The sequence below is a fragment of the Tistrella mobilis genome, from assembly GCF_041468085.1.
Lineage (GTDB): Bacteria > Pseudomonadota > Alphaproteobacteria > Tistrellales > Tistrellaceae > Tistrella > Tistrella mobilis_A.
In genome coordinates, this window is the sequence record NZ_CP121017.1 from 3,420,917 (window position 1) to 3,438,876 (window position 17,960).

Genomic DNA, 17,960 nt, shown 5'->3' on the forward strand with positions numbered 1-17,960 from the left:
CGTCATCGCCGGAATTGACAGAGAATATGTTATGTTATTACATTCCCTTCATGATTGACACCGCCGCCATCCGCCGCCCCGTTCCGCCCAAGGTCGTCATCCTGCATCCGCATGCGGGGGCGGCAACGGACCCGCTGCGGGCTCATCCTCCGCATCTGCCCGGTGTGGTGGTGACCGGCTGCGACCGGGCGCCGGGCCTGGCACTGGCCAGGCGCGACACCGCGATCGGCATCTGGTGGCGGGATCCGCCCCCGGTGGTGGCGCTGCTGGATCAGGCGCCGGAAACCGCCCTGCCCGACGGGCGGCTGACCGTCGAAGCGGATTCCGCCATGATCGCTGCGGCTGCGCAGAAGCTGGTCGGCACCGGCCATCTGGAGCCGCCGACCGCGCAGGCGCTGATTGCCGACATCACCCGGGTGCTGACACGCTTCGCCGCCATGTCGCGGGCCCATCATCTGGCGATCCGGCTGGAGGTGGTGTCGGGCCCGGCCTGCCGGCGCTTCCATCAGGATCACGTCCGGGCGCGGCTGCTGTGCAGCTATCGCGGCCCCGGTACCGAGCTGGCCCCCGCGACGGTGGACCGGGATGCCGGGCCGGCGGCCCTGTGCCTGGGCGCCGGCCATGTCGCGGTGCTGCGCGGCCATCGCCATCCGCTGGGGGCCGGGCGGGTGCTGCACCGTTCTCCCCAGGGGGTCACCGGAAAACGGCTGCTGCTGGCGGCCGATGCCGACCCCGATTGCAGCTGTTGATTGATCCGGAGCACCGGCTTGCCGACAATGGCGGGATCCGCCATCGAGGAAGGCCCCCGCATGAGCACCGCCCGCGCACGGACGACGCCCCACAAGGCCGCCTCTTTCGGAGAGCTGCTGCGCGACTGGCGCCAGCGCCGCCGGCTGAGTCAGCTGGCCCTTGCCAGCGAGGCCGAAATCTCCACGCGCCATCTCAGCTTCATCGAGACCGGCCGCGCCATGCCGAGCCGGACGATGGTGCTGCGACTGGCCGAACAGCTGGAGGTGCCGCTGCGCGAACGCAACGAGCTGCTGGTGGCGGCCGGTCATGCCCCGGAATTCGTCGAACGCCGGCTGGACGATCCGGCGCTGGCAGCGGCCCGGCGGGCGGTCGAACTGGTGCTGAAGGCCCACGAGCCCTTCCCGGCGGTGGCGCTGGACCGGCACTGGACGATCATTGCCGCCAATGAGGCGGTGGCACCGATGCTGGAGGGGGTGGCTCCCCATCTGCTGGCCGGCGCCATAAATGTGATGCGGCTGTCGCTGCACCCGGAAGGGCTGGCGCCGCGGATCCTGAACCTGGCGGAAGTTCGCGCCCATCTGCTCGACCGGCTGCGCCGGCAGATCGATATGAGCGCCGACCCGGTGCTGATCGAGCTGATGGCCGAGGTGAAATCCTGGCCGGCGCCGATCCATATCGCGACCGCCGCCATCGCCCAGGATCCCTATGGCGGGCTGGTGGTGCCGGTGAAACTGGCAAGCCCGGCCGGGCCGCTCACCCTGTTCAGCACCACCACCGTCTTCGGCTCGCCGCTCGACATCACGCTTGCCGAGCTTGCGATCGAAACCTTCTTTCCCGGCGATGACGCAACGGCCCGGGCCTTCCGTGATCAGCGCCCGTAGCGCACCTCCAGCACGGCCTTGCCCAGCGCATGGGCGTTGGTGAAAAAGCCGATCAGCGCCGGCATGGCCTCGGGCGTCGCCACCGGCAGGGTCTCGACGCCCAGCGCCGTCAGGGTGAAGACATAGCGATGCTCGCTCCCTTCGGGCGGGCAGGCGCCGCCATAGCCGGGGACGCCGAAATCGGTGCGGGTTTCGACCGCACCGGCGGGCAGGCGTGCGGCATTGCCCGAGGCGCCGGTCTCGATGCCCTGCGCATCGGCCGGGATGTTCGCCACCACCCAATGGGTCCAGCCGATGCCGGTGGGGGCATCCGGATCGTGCACCGTCAGCACGAAGCTGCGGGTGCCGGCGGGCGCTCCCTGCCATGTCAGCGCCGGCGACAGGTTGCCGCCGTCACAGCCGAAGCCGTATGCGGCCGAGAGCACCTGTGCAGCCGGCAGCCGGCCATCGGGCATGTCGGGGCTGGTCAGGCGGAAGTCGCCGGCCGATGCAGGCATAGCGATCAGGGCCGCCATGGCGGCGGCAGCGACGGCGGAAGAGATCCTGGCAGGCATGGGGGAGCACCTCGCAGCGGGTTGTCACACCTGCGATGGTGCCCGCATATGCATGCCCTCGCGCGCCCGATCCGATCGGATCGCGTGCCGATCCGATCAGCCGGAGAGTCGGATCGCATGCCGATCCGATCAGGCCGAGAGACGTGTCGGGGCCGGATCGGTCTGGTCGCGGATCGCTGCGGGCGGGTGGCCGAAGCGCTGGCGGAAGCGGGCGGCGAAGCGCGAGGGGCTGTCATAGCCGACCAGGGCCGCGATGGTCGCCACCGGCTGATCGGTCACCTGCAGCAGCATCAACGCATGGGCCATGCGGGTCTCGGTCACCAGATCGGTGAGCGAGGTGCCCTGGGCGGCCAGCTTCCGGCGCAGCGTCGCCTCGCTCATGGCAAGCTGCGATGCCACCTCCGCCGCCCGCCAGGGCGCCGCCAGATCCCCTGCCACAAGGGCGCGGATGCGCTGTGCGATGGTCGGCGGCACCGGCGGCGGGAAGGTGCCGCCGTGATGGGCGATCCAGCCCAGCACCTCGCGCATCCGCTGCACGGCCACGGTTTCCGGCACCGCCGCCGGATCGGCGACCGCCGCCCGCGCCCGCTCATAGGCCTCAAGGAAATCCGGCGCCATGGCCGGGATGGCGAGGGCCCGGGCGATCGGCCGCACGGCCTCGGGCACCGCAAAGCCCGCGATCACGGCCTGATCGATACTCAGGAAATCGGCGGCATAGAGCCCGCTCTCCGGCCGGTTGACCACGTCGAAGACCTCGCCACCCGCAATCGCCGCCGCCCCGCCGGCCGGGATCACCGTCTCCGTCCCGGCCGCGCGCAGCAGCTTGAGACCACGACGGACCACCATCAGGGTCGGCTGATCGACCACGATCCGGGTCAGCAGCAATTCCCGGCGCTGCAGCACCCGGGCGATCACCCCCACCCCGTTGCGCAGGATCACCCGGCGATCCGTCAGCATGTCTTTCACCTCTCACCGCGCGCGCGATCGCCCCGGGGCGTGGCGACGGGGCTTCCCGTGCACGCCCGGCGCGCTATGCTGCGACCCCGACAAGAACTGTTCCCGGGGCCGATGCTGTCCGGACAGTCTTCCCCCGCCGGCACCGGCTTCGCAAGGCTTGCATGTTCATGGCGCTTTCCACACAGGCGCGCGGCACCGCGCTTGCCACCGCAGGCATTCTGACCCTTACACCAGACACGCTTCTGGTGCGATTGATCGCCGCCGATCCCTGGCTGCTGCTGTTCTGGCGCGGCGGGTTGATGGCACTGACCATCCTGGTCGCCTGGTGGGTGGTGACCCGCGAACCGCCCTGGCGGGCGCTCACCCGCATCGGCCGCACCGGCTGGGCATCGGGCATGGCGCTGGGGCTGGGCTCGGTCTGCTTCATCCTGTCGCTGAACTACACCGCGGTCGCCAACACGCTGGTGATCATCTCGTCGGGCTCGCTGTTCGGCGCCCTGCTGTCGCGCGCCTTTCTGGGCGAACCGGTGCCGCTGCGCACCTGGGCCGCGATCTGTGCGGCCCTGGCGGGCATCGCGCTTCTGGTCTTCGGCGGCCGGATCTTCGGAGACGAGGCCGCCGGCCAGGCCGGCAGCCGGCTGGGCGACCTGATCGCACTGGTCGCCGCCCTGCTGATGGCGATCCATCTGGTGATCCTGCGCGCCAGCGGCGGCCGCATCCCCTCCACCCCCGTGGTGGGCGTGGGCGGGCTCACCTGCTGCATCATCGGGCTTGCAGTCGCGCTGGCCCTGGGCCTGCGACCGCTGCTGCCCGACGCCGATGTCGTGCCGCTGGTGCTGGTCTACGGGCTGGTGGTGCTGCCGGTCTCTTTCGCACTGATCTCGTCCGCGCCCCGCTACATCCCGGCGGCGGAGGTCAGCCTGATCATGCTGGCAGAGGCGGTGATCGGCCCGTTCTGGGTCTGGCTGGCGGTGGATGAAGTGCCGCCCATGGCCACCTTCGCGGGCGGTGCGGTGGTGTTGACCACCCTGATCCTGCACGGCATCGCCGGCTTCCGCGCCGAGCGGCGCCGGCGCCACGCATAAGAGTCAACCAGGTGTCCGGCGCATCAGCGCGGTGGCGAGCCCCGCGCCGATCATCAGCGTGCCGCCGGTGCGGTTGACCGCACGCTGTACCGCCGGCCGGCGGATCACCCGCCGCGCCCGCCCGGCGGCAAGGCCGTAGAGCGAGACATTGACGATGGCGAGGCCGATGAAGGTGGCCTCAAGGATCACCATCTGCGGCAGCAGCGGTGCCGTGGGGTCGATGAATTGCGGCAGGAAGGCCACGAAGAAGACGATGCCCTTGGGATTGAGCGCTGTCACCAGCCAGGCATGCAGGAACACCCGGCCGAGCCGGGTTTCAGAGGGCGGCGCCTCGGCGACCAGCCCCGCCGCATCGATGGCGACCGGCGCCCGCCAGAGCTTCAGCCCCAGCCAGACCAGATAGGCGGCGCCTGCGATCTTCACGATGGTGAAGACGGTGGCCGAGGTGGCAAGCAGCGCCCCCATGCCGGCCATGGAGGCGGTCATGGCGGTCAGGTCGCCCAGCGCCACCCCGCCCACCACCGCGCCTGCGGTGCGCCGGCCATGGGACAGCGCATAGGAGATGACCAGAAGCACGGTCGGCCCCGGCATGACGAGCAGCGCCGCCGAGGCGGCGGCGAAGGCGATCCAGGTTTCAGGCGACATGAAAAACTCCCCTCCCGATGGTCTCGGGAGAGGAGCAATCCACGGATCCGCATCCGCGGCAAGAGGCAGCTGGTCCTGATCCGCGAAGGCAGAGCCCGGTCTCAGTCCGCGAAGGCAGAGCCCGGTCTCAGTTCAGTCCGCGAAGGCAGAGCCCGGTCTCAGTTCAGTCCGCGAAGGCAGAGCCTTCGGGCCGCGGCTGGGTATAGCCCAGGCGCAGGTTCAGCTTCTCCAGCAGGTCGATCGCCGCCTCGGCGATCACGGTACCGGGGGGATAGACGGCCGCGGCGCCGCCGTCCAGCAGGGCCTGGAAATCCTGGGGCGGGATCACACCGCCGACCACGATCATCACATTGTCCTTGCCCTGGGCATCCAGCTCGGCGCGCAGTTCCGGCACGAGCGTGAGGTGGCCGGCGGCCAGAGAGCTTGCCCCCACGACATGGGCATCGGTCTCGGCAGCGGCCCTGGCGGCCTCTTCCGGGGTCTGGAACAGCGGCCCGATCTCGACGTCGAAGCCCAGATCCGAGAAGGCGGTGGCGATCACCTTCTGGCCGCGGTCATGGCCGTCCTGGCCCATCTTGGCAAGCATGATCCGGGGCGCGCGGCCGTCCAGATCCTTGAAGGCGCGGATCATCTCGCGCGCCCGCTCGACCACCGCATTGCCCTCGCCCACTTCCGGCAGATAGATGCCGCGGTTGACGCGGATCTGTGCGGCATGACGGTTGAAGACCTTCTCCAGCGCAAAGGAAATCTCGCCCACCGTCGCCTTGGCACGGGCGGCCGCGACCGAGAGTTCCAGCAGGTTGCCGGTGCCACGGGCCCCGGCTTCCAGCGCCGCCAGCGCCGCATCGACCTCGGCCTGGCTGCGCTCGGCCTTCAGCCGCGCGAGCTTTTCCAGCTGCTGGCGCCGCACGCCCTCGTTGTCGACCTTCAGCACCGGGATGTCGTCTTCCTGGGCCGGGCGGTAGCGGTTGACGCCCACCACGCTCTGCCGGCCGCTGTCGATGCGGGCCTGGGTACGCGCGGCGGATTCTTCGATACGCAGCTTGGGCACGCCGGCCTCGATGGCCTTGGTCATGCCGCCCAGCGCCTCGACTTCTTCGATATGGGCCAGCGCGCGCTGCGCCAGATCATAGGTCAGCCGCTCGACATAATGGCTGCCGCCCCAGGCGTCGATCAGCTTCGTCAGGCCGCTTTCGGTCTGCAGGAACAGCTGCGTGTTGCGGGCGATACGGGCCGAGAAGTCGGTCGGCAGCGCAATCGCCTCGTCCAGCGAATTGGTGTGCAGGCTCTGGGTCTGGCCGGCGGCAGCCGCCATCGCCTCGACGCAGGTGCGCGCGACGTTGTTGAACACGTCCTGCGCCGCCAGCGACCAGCCCGAGGTCTGACTGTGGGTGCGCAGCGACAGCGAGCGCGGATCCTTGGGATTGAAATGCTGCTTCACGAGCTTCGCCCAGAGCAGGCGCGCCGCCCGCATCTTGGCCGTCTCCATGAAGTAGTTCATGCCGATCGCCCAGAAGAAGCTGAGCCGCGGTGCGAACCGATCGACATCCATGCCGGCGGCGACACCGGCGCGGATGTATTCGATGCCGTCGGCCAGCGTATAGGCCAGTTCCAGATCGGCCGAGGCGCCGGCTTCCTGCATGTGGTAGCCGGAGATCGAGATCGAGTTGAAGCGCGGCATCTCCTTCGCCGTGTAGGCGAAGATGTCCGAAATGATCCTCATCGACGGCGCGGGCGGATAGATATAGGTGTTCCGCACCATGAATTCTTTGAGGATGTCGTTCTGGACCGTGCCGGTCAGCTTGTCGTGCGGCACGCCCTGTTCTTCGGCCGCCACGATATAGAGCGCCATCACCGGCAGGATCGCACCGTTCATCGTCATCGACACGCTCATCTGATCGAGCGGAATGCCGCTGAACAGGGTGCGCATGTCGTAGATCGAATCGATCGCGACACCGGCCATGCCGACATCGCCCTTCACCCGCGGATGATCGCTGTCATAGCCGCGATGGGTGGCCAGGTCGAAGGCAACCGACAGGCCCTTCTGGCCGGCCGCGAGATTGCGGCGGTAGAAGGCGTTGGAGTCTTCCGCGGTCGAGAACCCCGCATACTGGCGGATCGTCCACGGATTGGTGGCATACATGGTGGGATAGGGGCCCCGTACATAGGGCGCCACACCCGGATAGGTGCCGGTGAAGTCGATGCCGGCCAGCGCATCGGGCCCGTAGGCCGGCTTCACCTCGATGCCTTCGGGGGTAACCCAAGGCTCGACCGCCGCCGCCACATCGGGTGCTGCGGCGGGGGTCACTGCGTCGAAATCGAGGGCGGCGAAATCGGGAAGCGTACGTGCCATCGGATCAGGCCTCCGTACCGGCAGAAGGGGTGGCCACGGCCGCATGGGCCTCGGCAAGCAAAGCGAGCGCGTCCATGCCCGCGGCCAGGAAGCGCGAGACACCGGCCTCGCTCAGCGCCGCCTCCAGCTCGCCCGGCCGGCCGGCCAGCCAGACATGGGCGGCACCGGCCGCCTTCAGCGCGGCAGCTGCCGCCGCCGCCTCTTCGGCATAGCGCGCATCCGACGAGCAGAGCACGGCGAGGCGCGCACCGGCCGGCAGACCATCGGTGCCGTCGTGAATATCGGCATCGATACCGCCCGCGGCCAGCAGGTTGCGGGTGAAAGTCAGCCGGGCGGTATAATCGGCGGGCGTGCCCAGCGTCACCAGCAGCGCCTTCGGGTACGAGCCATCGGCCGTCAGGCCACGGGCGGCCTCGCGCAGCTGCTCGTAAGGCTCGGCCAGGCGCATGGGGGTGAGCGGCGTGCAGGCGGATGCCGGGCCATCGGCCGCGATCTCGGGCATCGGCCGGGCGAAGGAAGCGGGGTCGACCTCGTCCATGGTGGGGGCGACATCGCCCAGATTGGGGAATTCCGAGACGCCGATCAGGCCGGTCTGGCGCTTTGCCACCGCGGCCTCGATCGCAGCCCGGGTGGTGGCCGCACGGTCCTGCACGATGCCGGCTTCCAGCGCCGCGATCAGGCCGCCGGCCTGCTCGATCGCCTGGAAGGCGGCCCAGCCGGCGCGGGCGAAGCCGTCGGTCAGCTGCTCCAGCGCCCAGGCGCCGGCGGCGGGGTCGGCAACCCGGCCCAGATGGCTTTCTTCCATCAGCACCAGCTGGGTATTGCGGGCCTGGCGGCGGGCAAGCGCCCCGGGATGGCCGATCGCATCGGTGAAGGGGGCGAGCACGACCACATCGGCGCCGCCGACCGCACCGGCAAAACCGGCCGCGGTCAGCCGCAGCAGGTTCACCCAGGGGTCGACCTTCGAAAGCATGCGTGCCGACGACCGCGCCTCGATCCGGGCCGGAACATCGACGCCGGAGGCCGCCGTGATCCGCCCCCAGATCGCCCGCGCCGCACGGAGCTTGGCGAGCGAGGTGAAGTATTCGCCATCGACCGCAAGGCCCAGCGTCACGCGGCGGAAGGCCTCGTCGACCTCGAACCCGGCCTCGACCAGTGCCCGTACATAGAGCACGGCCGCCGCCGCCATCACGCCCAGTTCCTGGGCCTCACCGCCGCCGGCCTCGTGGACCACCTGGCCCGAGGCGCGCAGGAAGCGGGCTTCCAGCAGATCCGGCGCCAGGCGCTTCGCCAGCGCCGCCGCCCGGGCGACACGGGCCTGGACCGAGCCCGGCGCGGTACCGCTGGCGGCAAAGGCTGAAATCGGGTCCATGTTGAAGGCGAGCGGCGCGCGGATGGCGCCGGGCTGGCTGCGGGCGAAACCGGCGAGCCAGCCCGCCGCCTCGATATCGAGCGCGCCGGCATCGAGCCCGACCGGGGCCAGGTCGATCATCACGCCGTCGAGCACGGTCGCCAGATCCTCGGCCGAGACCGCGGCGATGCCGTCGCAGCCGGTCGGGTCGAGGCGCAGCAGCACCGAGGCGGCACCGTTCTCCAGATCTTCGAGAACCTGGATGTTCGCGGTTGCGGGATCGGGGTGGCGGACCAGGGTGCGCAGATCCCAGGGCCGGTCGGAATCACCCGTTGCGGGGCGCGGCAGCATGCGGGCGGCGATGCCGTCTTCGGGCGTGTAGAGCGGCTCGACGCTCAACCCGTCCCGGGTCTTCCAGCGCAGCTTCTTCTCGTAGGGCGCGCCCTTCAGGGTCTTCTCGACCAGGGCCATCCAGGCATCCCGCGACGGCGGATCGAAATCCGCGGCCAGCGGGGTGGCGGGTTCGAGGGGGTTGCTCGTCTGCACAGGTTTCACCACGGTTTTTCCGATCCGGCATCTTCTGGCGCCTTCGGACACGGCCCCCGCGGGCGGTGCCCTGCACGGGTCTGCCGAAGGCGGGTTCGGCGTTTCCTTATCCTTGCGTCCGGAACCGGGCAATGCACCGTCGTCCGGACATGGGTCGCAAGACATATACCGCAAAGCGGTAGCAGACGGGAAACACGAACCGCATCGCAGCAACACCCGACCCTTCGTGAACCGCGTGCGAATATGCACGGCGGCGCGGCAGACCGGTTCAGCGCAGCATCGCCAGATCCGCCGCCAGCCCGTCCAGCGCCGCGCGGATCGCCGGGCCGCGCAACCGCGCCTTGGTTGCGGCATAGGCGGCCGGCGACAGGCGCTCCGCCAGATCCTGCGCCATGCGCTCGGCCCGGGCGACGGTGCTGGCGGCATCCACTTCGATATCGTCGATCAGGTTTTCGGCCAGCGCCGCCTCGGCCGAGAAGGCTTCGGCATGAAGCAGCGCCCGCGCCTCCAGATGCCGGGGCACCACGGTCTGCGCCACCATCAGCATCCAGGCCGGCAACGGCATGCCGATCGCGGTCTCGTTCAGCTGCAGCCGATAGGGGCCGGCGGTCATGCAGCGCATGTCGCAGGCATAGGCCAGAATGGCACCGCCGGCGATGGCGTGGCCGGTCAGGGCCGCCACCGTCGGCATGGCAAACCCGTGCAGGCGCAGCACCAGCCGCGAGAACTGCCCGAAAAAGGCGATGAACTCGGGGCCGGACATGTCGGGCAATATCTTCAGGTTCAGCCCGGCCGAAAACATGCCGTCGCGCCCGGCCAGCACCAGGGCGCGGGCACCCGCCGCCTCGGCCTCGTCCAGCGCCGCATCCAGCCGGGTGAACCAACCGGCGTCGAGCGCATTGGCCTTGCCGTCGTCGAATCGGACGGTGGCGATCCCGTCCCGGAAGCCGATCTCCATGGAATGCGTCTCCTCTCCGACACGGCTGCAATGGCAGCGGTCCAAACGACGACGGCCCCCGCCCCACCCTCTGATCCGGGGCGGGTTGCGGGGGCCGTTATCATAGCGCGTCCGGGTGGAAGCCGTCACGCGGGCGCCGGTCGCGGATGGGGCATCAGCTGCCGCGCGCGCGCGTCTGGACACCCAGTGTGCCACCGCCGCCGGTGCCGCCGGCGCCGATGGTGTTGCCGTTGCCGCCGGTGCCTTCGACGCTGTCGGTCACGCCCTTCAGGATCGAGGTGGCGCGGTTGAAGCCGTCATCGGCGTGATAGGTGATCGTCACTATCTCGCCGCGCGCGACATCGGTCATCCGCGGGTCGCCGATCAGAAAGGCGGTGCCGTCCATCAGGGTCAGAAAGGCGCCGTCGGCCTGATAGACCACACCCTGCTTGGTGTGGGTCCCTTCGACATCCGCGGCCGCGGCGGCAAGCGGCATGGCCGCCGCCTGTTCCGGCGTCACGGCATGGCGCTGGTCGTTGGCGGCGCCGGCGATACCGGCACCGGCCAGGGTGAAGGCGGCAACAAGCAGGGGGAGGGACTTGCGCATGATCTTGGGTCCTCTGTTCCGGGAACGGTGCCGTCGGGCACCGTATGCCCCTCGAAACCGCCACCGTCCCTGCCCGTTCCCCCGGTCACGGTTTTGCCCCGATCTCGTCGCAGCCCCGGGCCCCGGACACCGGAATGCCGCACCGGACACGCGGACGCCCGCCATCCCGGGGGCAGTCCGGAATGACGGGCGTCCTCGATCGGCATCAAGGATGCCGAAAGGCATAAGGAGCCTGAGGGGTCAGCTGCCCTTGGCACGCGGCTGGGCGCCCATCTGGCCGCCGCCGCCCGTACCGCCGGAACCGGTGGTGGTCGAATCACCGCCGGTGCCGCTCAGGCTGTCGGTCGCGCCCTTGCGCACCGAGGTGGCACGATTGGTGCCGCCTTCCTGGTTGTAGGTCACGGTGACCTTATCGCCTTCGGAGACGTCGCTCATCTGCGGGTCGTCGACCTGGAATTTGGTGCCGTCTTCAAGGGTCACGGTGTCACCGCTGACGCTGGCGACGGTGCCCTGCTTGGTCATGGTGCCGGCACCGGCACCCGTACCACCCGGGGCGGCCGCGCCCGAACCGGTGCCGACGCCCGGCGTCGTGCCCGGGTTGGTGGGGTTGGCGTTCTGCGAACTGCCAGAGGTGCCACCCGCGCCGGTCGGCGAGCCGGAGGTGCCGGCTGCGGTGGCGAGCGAGGCGCCGCCGAGCATGAGGGCGGTCACGAGAACGGGCAGGGTCTTGCGCATCGGGGGGATCTCCATAGTCAGCAAGGCAACTGCGTGCGTTGCCGGGGGTGTGAGGCGCGGCGCGGGTGCCGTCCGCCTCTTGTCCCCCTCAACGGACGGGCGCCGCGACCGTTCCACCTGCGGTCCGAATTTCTTCGCAAGATCCGCGGCACGACGGACGTGCTTGGCATTCACGACGTGCGCAGGTATGTTCACGCCAACTTGATAATAAGAATCATTCGCAATTGAGCGACGAGTCCCTTCCAACGAGAAAGGGATCGGTCCGATGAACACCAGATGGCTAAAAAACGGCCTGACTCAAGGGCTTCTGACCCTCTGCCTGACCGCGCCTGCCACCGCCTTCGGCCAGATGACGGCAGTGTCGACAGCGGCGACACCAGCGGCCGAGGAACGTGAAGATGACGGCAGCACCGAAGCGACAGGCACGCCCGAGAGTGCGGGCGAAAGGCTGCCGCCGCTGTCGGTGATCGCAACCCGCGGTGCCCGGACGGTGGACGACATCCCCGGCAATGTGACGGTCATCGACAGGCAGGAGCTGGATCTGCGCATGGTCGACGATATCGGCGAGCTGGTCCGGCACCTGCCGGGCATCCAGGTCGACCGTCAGACCAGCGGCACCAATCCCTTCGGCGACCGCACCGGCTTCACCATCCGCGGCGTGTCGGGCAATCGCATCCTGACCCTGGTCGACGGCAGCCGGACGCTGGAGCGGATCACCGACAATACCCGCGACGTGGTCGAACTGACCCATATGAAGCGGGTGGAGATTCAGCGCGGCCCCGCCTCGGCGCTGTGGGGCAGCGATGCGCTGGGCGGCGTGGTCGCCTTCGAGACCATGGACCCGGAAGATTATCTGGCCGCCAGCGGCCGCGACACCGCCTTCCGCTTCGACACCACCCATTCCACGCTCGACAATTCGACCGGCGGCGTCGGGGCGGCAGCGCTGCGCTATGGCGATTTCGCGGCCTCGCTGTCGCTGGGCAGGCGTGTGGGCCACGAGACCGAGAACCGCAATGCCCGCAGCTCCAAGGCGGCCGGGGCGGTCTGGGAGTGTTATCGCAATCCCGGCGCCACACCCTGCGGCCAGCTCGATCCGGCCGATATCCGCTCGGACAATGCGCTCGCCAAACTGGTCTGGACGCCGGGTGCCGATCACCGTATCGGCCTGACGCTGGAGCATTTCGAGCGCGAGACCGAGGTCGAGCAGCTCTACGACCACGGCTACGACAGCTCGGGCAATTTCGTGGCGAGTTACGACCGCACCCAGACGCTGAGCCGGCAGCGCATCGCGCTGGAGCATGACTGGACGGTGGATTTCGGCCCGATCGAGACGATCCGCTGGCAACTCTCCCATTCCCCGCAGAAGAGCAGGCGGGAGGGGGCGCGCGATCGCATCCTCGCCAACGGCAACAGCGAAACCCGCTACGACTATCTGGAATACGAAGAAGCCTTCACCGAATTCGATGCCCAGTTCGATGGCGGCTTTGAGACCGGCCCGCTCAGCCACCGCCTGACCTGGGGTATCGACGGCGACTATACCGCAACCGATTACGAGCGTGTCGATACCACGGTCAACCACACCACCGGCACCACCACGGTGGCCCGTGCCGGCGGCTTCAACTTCGCAAACGCCACCACGATCCGCGCCGATGCCTATGTGCAGGACGAGATCGGGCTCCTGGACGGCCGGCTGCGGGTAACCCCGGCGCTGCGCCTTGCCCATTACGCGATCGATCCCGATCCCAATGCCGATTACAAGCCGGTGGACGGCGCCGAACCGCGCAAGGTGACCGAGACCGAGCCAACCTGGAAGTTCGGCGCGATCTACGATCTCGATCACAACTTTTCGGTCTATGGCCAGTATGCCGAAGGCTTCAAGATGCCGACCGCGCAGCAGCTCTATACCTCGCTGCCCGGCGCCTTCTTCGACCTTGTGCCCAATCCGGACCTGAAGCCGGAACGGGTGAAGTCTTATGAAGCCGGGTTGCGCGGCCGCTTTGCCGACGGCAATTTCTCGGTCGGTGGCTTCTATGCCGATTATGACGACTTCATCCAGTCCTTCTACAACCCGCCCGGCACGAATGACTACACCTATAAGAACCTGTCGGTGGTCCGGGTCTGGGGCATTGAGGCCTCGGGCGAACTCTATCTGGATGATCTGTGGAGCGTGAGCGGCGCGCTCTCGGCACAGCGCGGCGAACAGCAGGCCGCACCGGGTGAGGATACGACCGCCTTCGATGGCGCCATCCCGCTCGGCGGCACACTGGGGCTGCATTACGACGACAGCGAGATAGGGCTCCGCGCCAGCCTTTACGGCACCTTCCAGCGCGGCGTGACCCGCACGTCCAGCAGCAGCGCCTACAAGCCCGGCGGCTATGGCGTGTTTGATTTCGCCGCCGCCTGGACGCCCGCGCACTGGATCACGCTCCGCCTCGGCATCGACAACATCTTCGACAAACGCTACTTCCCCAGTTCGGCCACGGCCTATGGCGCCCAGCCGTCAAGCGTCTCGGTCGCCAACACCAATCCGATCGAGGCACAGGTCCAGCCGGGCCGCGCGTTCTCGCTCGGCGCGACGCTGACCTTCTGACCCGATGACGGTCACCGCCGATCCCGGCCGCCCAGGCGGCCGGGCACGCGGCACCGTCCGCCGCCATCGCGGCGGACGGCTGCGTTGTTTCCTGCGTCTGGTCCTGCCCTTCTTCATCGGTCGTGCAGGCCGGGCGGCGGCGCTTAAATTCACCCTCGCCTTCGGCCTCGCCATCGCCGCGGTCTGGATCGGCTTTGAACGCAATCTCTGGAACCAGACCTTCTTCGGCGCGCTGGAGCGGCGCGATGCCGAAGCCGTCTTCCGGGCGACGCTCGACTGGATCTGGCTGCTGGCGCTGCTGGTCGGCGTCTCGGTCCAGCGGGCCTATCTGGAACGCATGGTCGAGATCGAATGGCGGACCTGGCTGACCCGCCGCCTGCTCGACCGCTGGCTGGGCCGCGGCGGGCTCTGGCGGCTGGAAAGCGCCGGCCGGATCGACAATCCCGACCAGCGGGTGGCCGAGGATGCCCGGCTGCTGTCGTCGCTGACCGTCGAACTGACGCTTCGGGTGCTGCTCGATGTGGTGGAACTCGGTCTCTATATCGGCGTGCTCTGGCATCTGTCGGGCACACTCGCCCTGCCGCTGCCGGGCGGCGCCCGCCTGGATCTGCCCGGCTATATGGTGATCGCCGCAGTGGTCTATGCCGGCATCGCCAATCTGGTCGCCCACCGTCTGGGCCGGCCGCTCGCCGGGCTTGCCGCACAGCAGCAGCACCGCGAAGCCGATTTCCGCTTCGGCCTGGCCCGGCTGCGCGACGCGGCGATCGAGGTGGCCCTGCTCCGCGGCGGCCGGCGCGAGGCCGGGCTTGCCGCCGGTCGCTTCGAGGCGGTGCGCCTGAACGCGCTCGATCTCGCCCGCCGCCACCGGATCTATGCCCTGTTCCAGACCCCGTTCAGCTATACGGTGCTCAACATCTCGATGTTCGTGACCGCACCGGCCTATCTGGCCGGCCAGCTGGATCTTGGCGGCATGATGCAGGCGCGCGGCGCCTTCTCGACCGTGGTTGCAAGCTTCGCAACACTGGTCTTCGTCTACCCGAAGGTGGCTGAATTGATGGCGGTGCTGTCGCGGCTGGAAGCCTTTGAACAGGCCCTGGCCGACCGTCCCCCCCGCCTCTGCCCGCATCCGGCCGGACGCGCCGCGGCGGCGGATGCGTTGGTGCTGGAGGGGGTGGCGGTCACCACACCCGACGGGCAGCCCCTGACCCGGCCGATCGATCTGGTGCTGCGGCCGGGAGAGAAAATCGCCCTCACCGGCGCCTCGGGCACCGGCAAGAGCCTGCTGCTCTCCGCCATCGCCGGCGCCTGGCCGCATGTCACCGGCAGAATCGACCGGCCCCGGGCGGGCTGGCCGCCGGTGGTCGTGCCCCAGCGTCCCTATCTGCCCGGCCTCGCCCTCGGCGCGGCCCTGCTCTACCCGGCGGATGGCGATCTGCCCGACAGCCGGGCGCAGGCGGCGCAACTACTGGAGGCCGTGGGGCTCGGCCGCCTGATCGCCGATCTGGACGGTCCGGCCCGCGACTGGGACCGGCTGCTTTCCCCCGGCGAACGTCAGCGCCTGGCCCTGGTCCGCGCCCTGCTCCGCCGGCCGCGCTGGCTGTTGATCGACGAGGCGACCTCGGCACTGGATGCCGAGGCCGAGACACGGGTACTGGCGCTGATCGACCGGATGCATCCGCCGCCCGCAGTGCTGATGGTGGCGCACCGCCCGGCGGCGATCGCCGCCTGCGACCGGGCGATCGGGCTGCACGCGGCAGCGGACGCGCCGCCGGATCAGGCGCCGGCCTGATCCAGCGCCGTCATCTCGTCGGCCGTCAGCGACAGATCCAGCGCCTTCACCAGGCTCGTCAACTGGTCGAGGCTGGTGGCGCTGGCGATCGGCGCGGTGATGCCGGGGCTTGCGATCATCCAGGCCAGCGCCACCTCGGCCGGGGTCGCGCCATGGGCCTCTGCAACCCGGTCGAGGGCGTCGAGGATGGCGAAGCCCCGCGGGTTCAGATATCTGGCGACCCGGCTGCCGCGCTGGCTCTGCGACAGATCTGCCTCCGACCGGTACTTGCCCGAGAGGAAGCCCGAGGCCAGGCTGAAATAGGGAATGACGCCCAGCCCGCGGCCCATGCACAGATCCCGGAGCGGCCCTTCGAAGCTGCTGCGATCGTAGAGATTGTATTCCGGCTGCAGGGTCTCGTAGCGGGCAAGGCCGCCGGCGGTGGAGATGTCCAGCGCTTCCGACAGCTGATCGGCGGTGAAGTTCGAGGCGCCGATCGCCCGCACCTTGCCGGCCGTCACCAGCCGGTCGAAGGCTTCCAGCGTCTCGTCCTGGGGGGTTTCGGCATCGGGATAATGGGCCTGATAGAGATCGATATGGTCGGTCTGCAGACGGCGGAGCGACGCCTCGACGCAGCGCTCGATCCGATCTGCCTTCAGGCCCTTGTCGTCGGGCCGCATCGGGGCGCCGACCTTGGTCAGAATCTTGACCTTCGCCCGCTTCGCCGGGTTGGCGGCCAGCCATCTGCCGATGATGGTCTCGGACTCGCCCCCCTCATGCCCGTCGACCCAGACCGAATAGACGTCGGCGGTGTCGATGGCATCGATGCCGGCATCGACAAGGGCATCGAGCAGGGTGAAGGAGGTCGGCTCGTCGGCGGTCCAGCCGAACACGTTGCCGCCGAAAACCAGGGGCACGATCTCAAGGCCGGACTGACCGAGCTGGCGCGTCTGCATGGGGGAACCTCTCCTGATCCAGGAACGCCCGCAGATGCCGCCTCCCCGGAAAAGCGCCGGGGCCGGCTGCGGGCGACCCATGGTCGCGCGCCCCCGGCCCCGTATGCAAGCCGTCAGCGTCCCCAGCCCTCACCACTCACACGGATGCGCATGGCCCCGGATGGCGAGATGTACCCCCCACCCGCCATTGAGGCGGGGGCCAAGGGCACGGAGTGCCCGCCCGGCGAGGGTCAAACAGACTCCCGCCATTGCGGCGGCGGCCAAGGGTGCGGCAGCACCCGCTTGGGCCGAGGGCCAGACAGACTCCCGCCATTGAGGCGGGGGCCAAGGGCACGGAGTGCCCGCCCGGCGAGGGACTAAAAAGACTCACCCGCCCGGCGAGGATCAAACAGACTCCCCCTCCTCAGATGCAGCGCCCGCCGTCGACTTCCATGCACACGCCGGTCAGGAACGAGGCGGCATCCGAGGCGAGGAAGGCGGTGGCTTCGGCCACGTCGCGGGCGGAAGACAGCCGGCCGAGCGGGATGGTCTCGATGATCTTGGCGCGTGCTTCCGGGGTGTCGGGCTGGCCCAGGAAGGCACTGGTCAGACCGGTCGGGCCCATCACCGGATTGACGGCGCAGACCCGGATGTTGTCGGGGGCCAGTTCCACCGCCATGGTCTTGGTGATGACCACGGCCGCGCCCTTGCTGCCGTTGTACCAGACCAGACCGGGGCGCGGACGCACGGCCGCGGTGGAGGCAATGTTGATCATCACACCGCCCTTCTGGGCACGGAACACCGGCACGGCATGCTTCGCGGCCCAGAACAGGCTCTTGACGTTGACGTCGAAGACCTTGTCGAAGGTCGCCTCGTCGACATCGGTCATGGGCCCGCGGTTGTGGGTATAGCCGGCATTGTTCACCAGCACGTCGAGCCGGCCGAAGGCATCGGTCGCCGCCTTGATCATGCCCGCGGTGCCGGCATCGGTCGCCACATCGGCATGCACATAGACCGCCTCGGCGCCGGTCGCCTTGATCTCGGCCGTCACCCGCTCACCGCCGGCATCGTTGATGTCGGCGACCACGACCTTCGCGCCCTTCTCGGCGAACAGCCTGGCGATGCCCTCGCCGAAACCCGAACCGCCGCCGGTGACGATCGCAACCTTGCCCGTCAGGCTCATCTTCTGCTCCTCTCCTGGAACGATCGGCCGGTGCCCCACCGGCCACGTCATCCGGCTCCCGTCTGGTGGTGCGGCGGGGGTTT

Annotated in this window: 15 protein-coding genes; 5 read left to right on the forward strand and 10 right to left on the reverse strand. The window is 69.2% G+C overall.

Features of this window, described 5'->3' with window-relative positions; translation table 11 throughout:
* Positions 1-50: 50 nt before the first annotated feature.
* Entirely contained in the window at positions 51-749 is a 699-nt protein-coding gene (locus tag P7L68_RS21050) for a DUF1826 domain-containing protein (RefSeq protein WP_372001384.1), read from the forward strand.
* Positions 750-809: 60 nt separating this feature from the next.
* Positions 810-1,631, forward strand: a complete 822-nt coding sequence (locus tag P7L68_RS21055) for a helix-turn-helix domain-containing protein (RefSeq protein ID WP_372001386.1) — start codon at positions 810-812, stop codon at positions 1,629-1,631.
* Here the strand turns inward: P7L68_RS21055 and P7L68_RS21060 are convergent.
* Positions 1,619-2,185: a YbhB/YbcL family Raf kinase inhibitor-like protein gene (locus P7L68_RS21060; RefSeq protein ID WP_372001388.1), complete on the reverse strand. Its 567-nt coding sequence runs from the start codon at positions 2,183-2,185 to the stop codon at positions 1,619-1,621. The genes P7L68_RS21055 and P7L68_RS21060 overlap by 13 nt on opposite strands.
* Before the next feature lie 129 nt (positions 2,186-2,314).
* Positions 2,315-3,142 carry a helix-turn-helix transcriptional regulator gene (locus P7L68_RS21065; RefSeq protein ID WP_372001389.1) on the reverse strand — a complete coding sequence of 276 codons (828 nt, stop codon included), beginning with the start codon at positions 3,140-3,142 and terminating at the stop codon, positions 2,315-2,317.
* 167 nt (positions 3,143-3,309) lie between these two features.
* Between P7L68_RS21065 and P7L68_RS21070 the strand changes: the two genes are divergently transcribed.
* Positions 3,310-4,227: a DMT family transporter gene (locus P7L68_RS21070; protein ID WP_372001391.1), complete on the forward strand. Its 918-nt coding sequence runs from the start codon at positions 3,310-3,312 to the stop codon at positions 4,225-4,227.
* Positions 4,228-4,230: 3 nt separating this feature from the next.
* Here P7L68_RS21070 and P7L68_RS21075 read toward each other — a convergent pair whose 3' ends face one another.
* From P7L68_RS21075 to P7L68_RS21100, 6 genes are all read right to left on the reverse strand, one after another.
* Positions 4,231-4,872 (reverse strand): LysE family translocator, encoded by a 642-nt coding sequence (locus P7L68_RS21075; protein WP_372001392.1) that lies wholly within the window; start codon positions 4,870-4,872, stop codon positions 4,231-4,233.
* Between the two features lie 163 nt (positions 4,873-5,035).
* Positions 5,036-7,225, reverse strand: coding sequence for a methylmalonyl-CoA mutase (scpA, locus tag P7L68_RS21080; RefSeq protein ID WP_372001394.1), 2,190 nt, complete (start codon positions 7,223-7,225; stop codon positions 5,036-5,038).
* Positions 7,226-7,229: 4 nt separating this feature from the next.
* Positions 7,230-9,134: a methylmalonyl-CoA mutase subunit beta gene (locus P7L68_RS21085; protein WP_372001396.1), complete on the reverse strand. Its 1,905-nt coding sequence runs from the start codon at positions 9,132-9,134 to the stop codon at positions 7,230-7,232.
* 256 nt (positions 9,135-9,390) lie between these two features.
* Positions 9,391-10,080 carry an enoyl-CoA hydratase-related protein gene (locus tag P7L68_RS21090; protein WP_372001397.1) on the reverse strand — a complete coding sequence of 230 codons (690 nt, stop codon included), beginning with the start codon at positions 10,078-10,080 and terminating at the stop codon, positions 9,391-9,393.
* A gap of 154 nt (positions 10,081-10,234) precedes the next feature.
* Complete coding sequence (locus P7L68_RS21095) at positions 10,235-10,666, reverse strand: hypothetical protein (RefSeq protein ID WP_372001398.1); 432 nt, start codon at positions 10,664-10,666, stop codon at positions 10,235-10,237.
* Positions 10,667-10,906: 240 nt separating this feature from the next.
* Positions 10,907-11,401, reverse strand: coding sequence for a hypothetical protein (locus P7L68_RS21100; RefSeq protein WP_372001399.1), 495 nt, complete (start codon positions 11,399-11,401; stop codon positions 10,907-10,909).
* Between the two features lie 265 nt (positions 11,402-11,666).
* Between P7L68_RS21100 and P7L68_RS21105 the strand changes: the two genes are divergently transcribed.
* On the forward strand, positions 11,667-13,991 hold the full coding sequence (locus P7L68_RS21105; RefSeq protein WP_372001401.1) for a TonB-dependent hemoglobin/transferrin/lactoferrin family receptor: 2,325 nt from the start codon (positions 11,667-11,669) through the stop codon (positions 13,989-13,991).
* Between the two features lie 4 nt (positions 13,992-13,995).
* Positions 13,996-15,780, forward strand: coding sequence for an ABC transporter ATP-binding protein/permease (locus P7L68_RS21110; RefSeq protein WP_372001403.1), 1,785 nt, complete (start codon positions 13,996-13,998; stop codon positions 15,778-15,780).
* On the opposite strand, the gene P7L68_RS21115 is transcribed toward P7L68_RS21110, so the two are convergent.
* Positions 15,765-16,715: an aldo/keto reductase gene (locus P7L68_RS21115; protein ID WP_372001405.1), complete on the reverse strand. Its 951-nt coding sequence runs from the start codon at positions 16,713-16,715 to the stop codon at positions 15,765-15,767. The two genes, P7L68_RS21110 and P7L68_RS21115, sit on opposite strands and share 16 nt — an antisense overlap.
* 403 nt (positions 16,716-17,118) lie before the next feature.
* Complete coding sequence (locus tag P7L68_RS21120) at positions 17,119-17,877, reverse strand: glucose 1-dehydrogenase (RefSeq protein WP_014748438.1); 759 nt, start codon at positions 17,875-17,877, stop codon at positions 17,119-17,121.
* Positions 17,878-17,960: the final 83 nt, after the last annotated feature.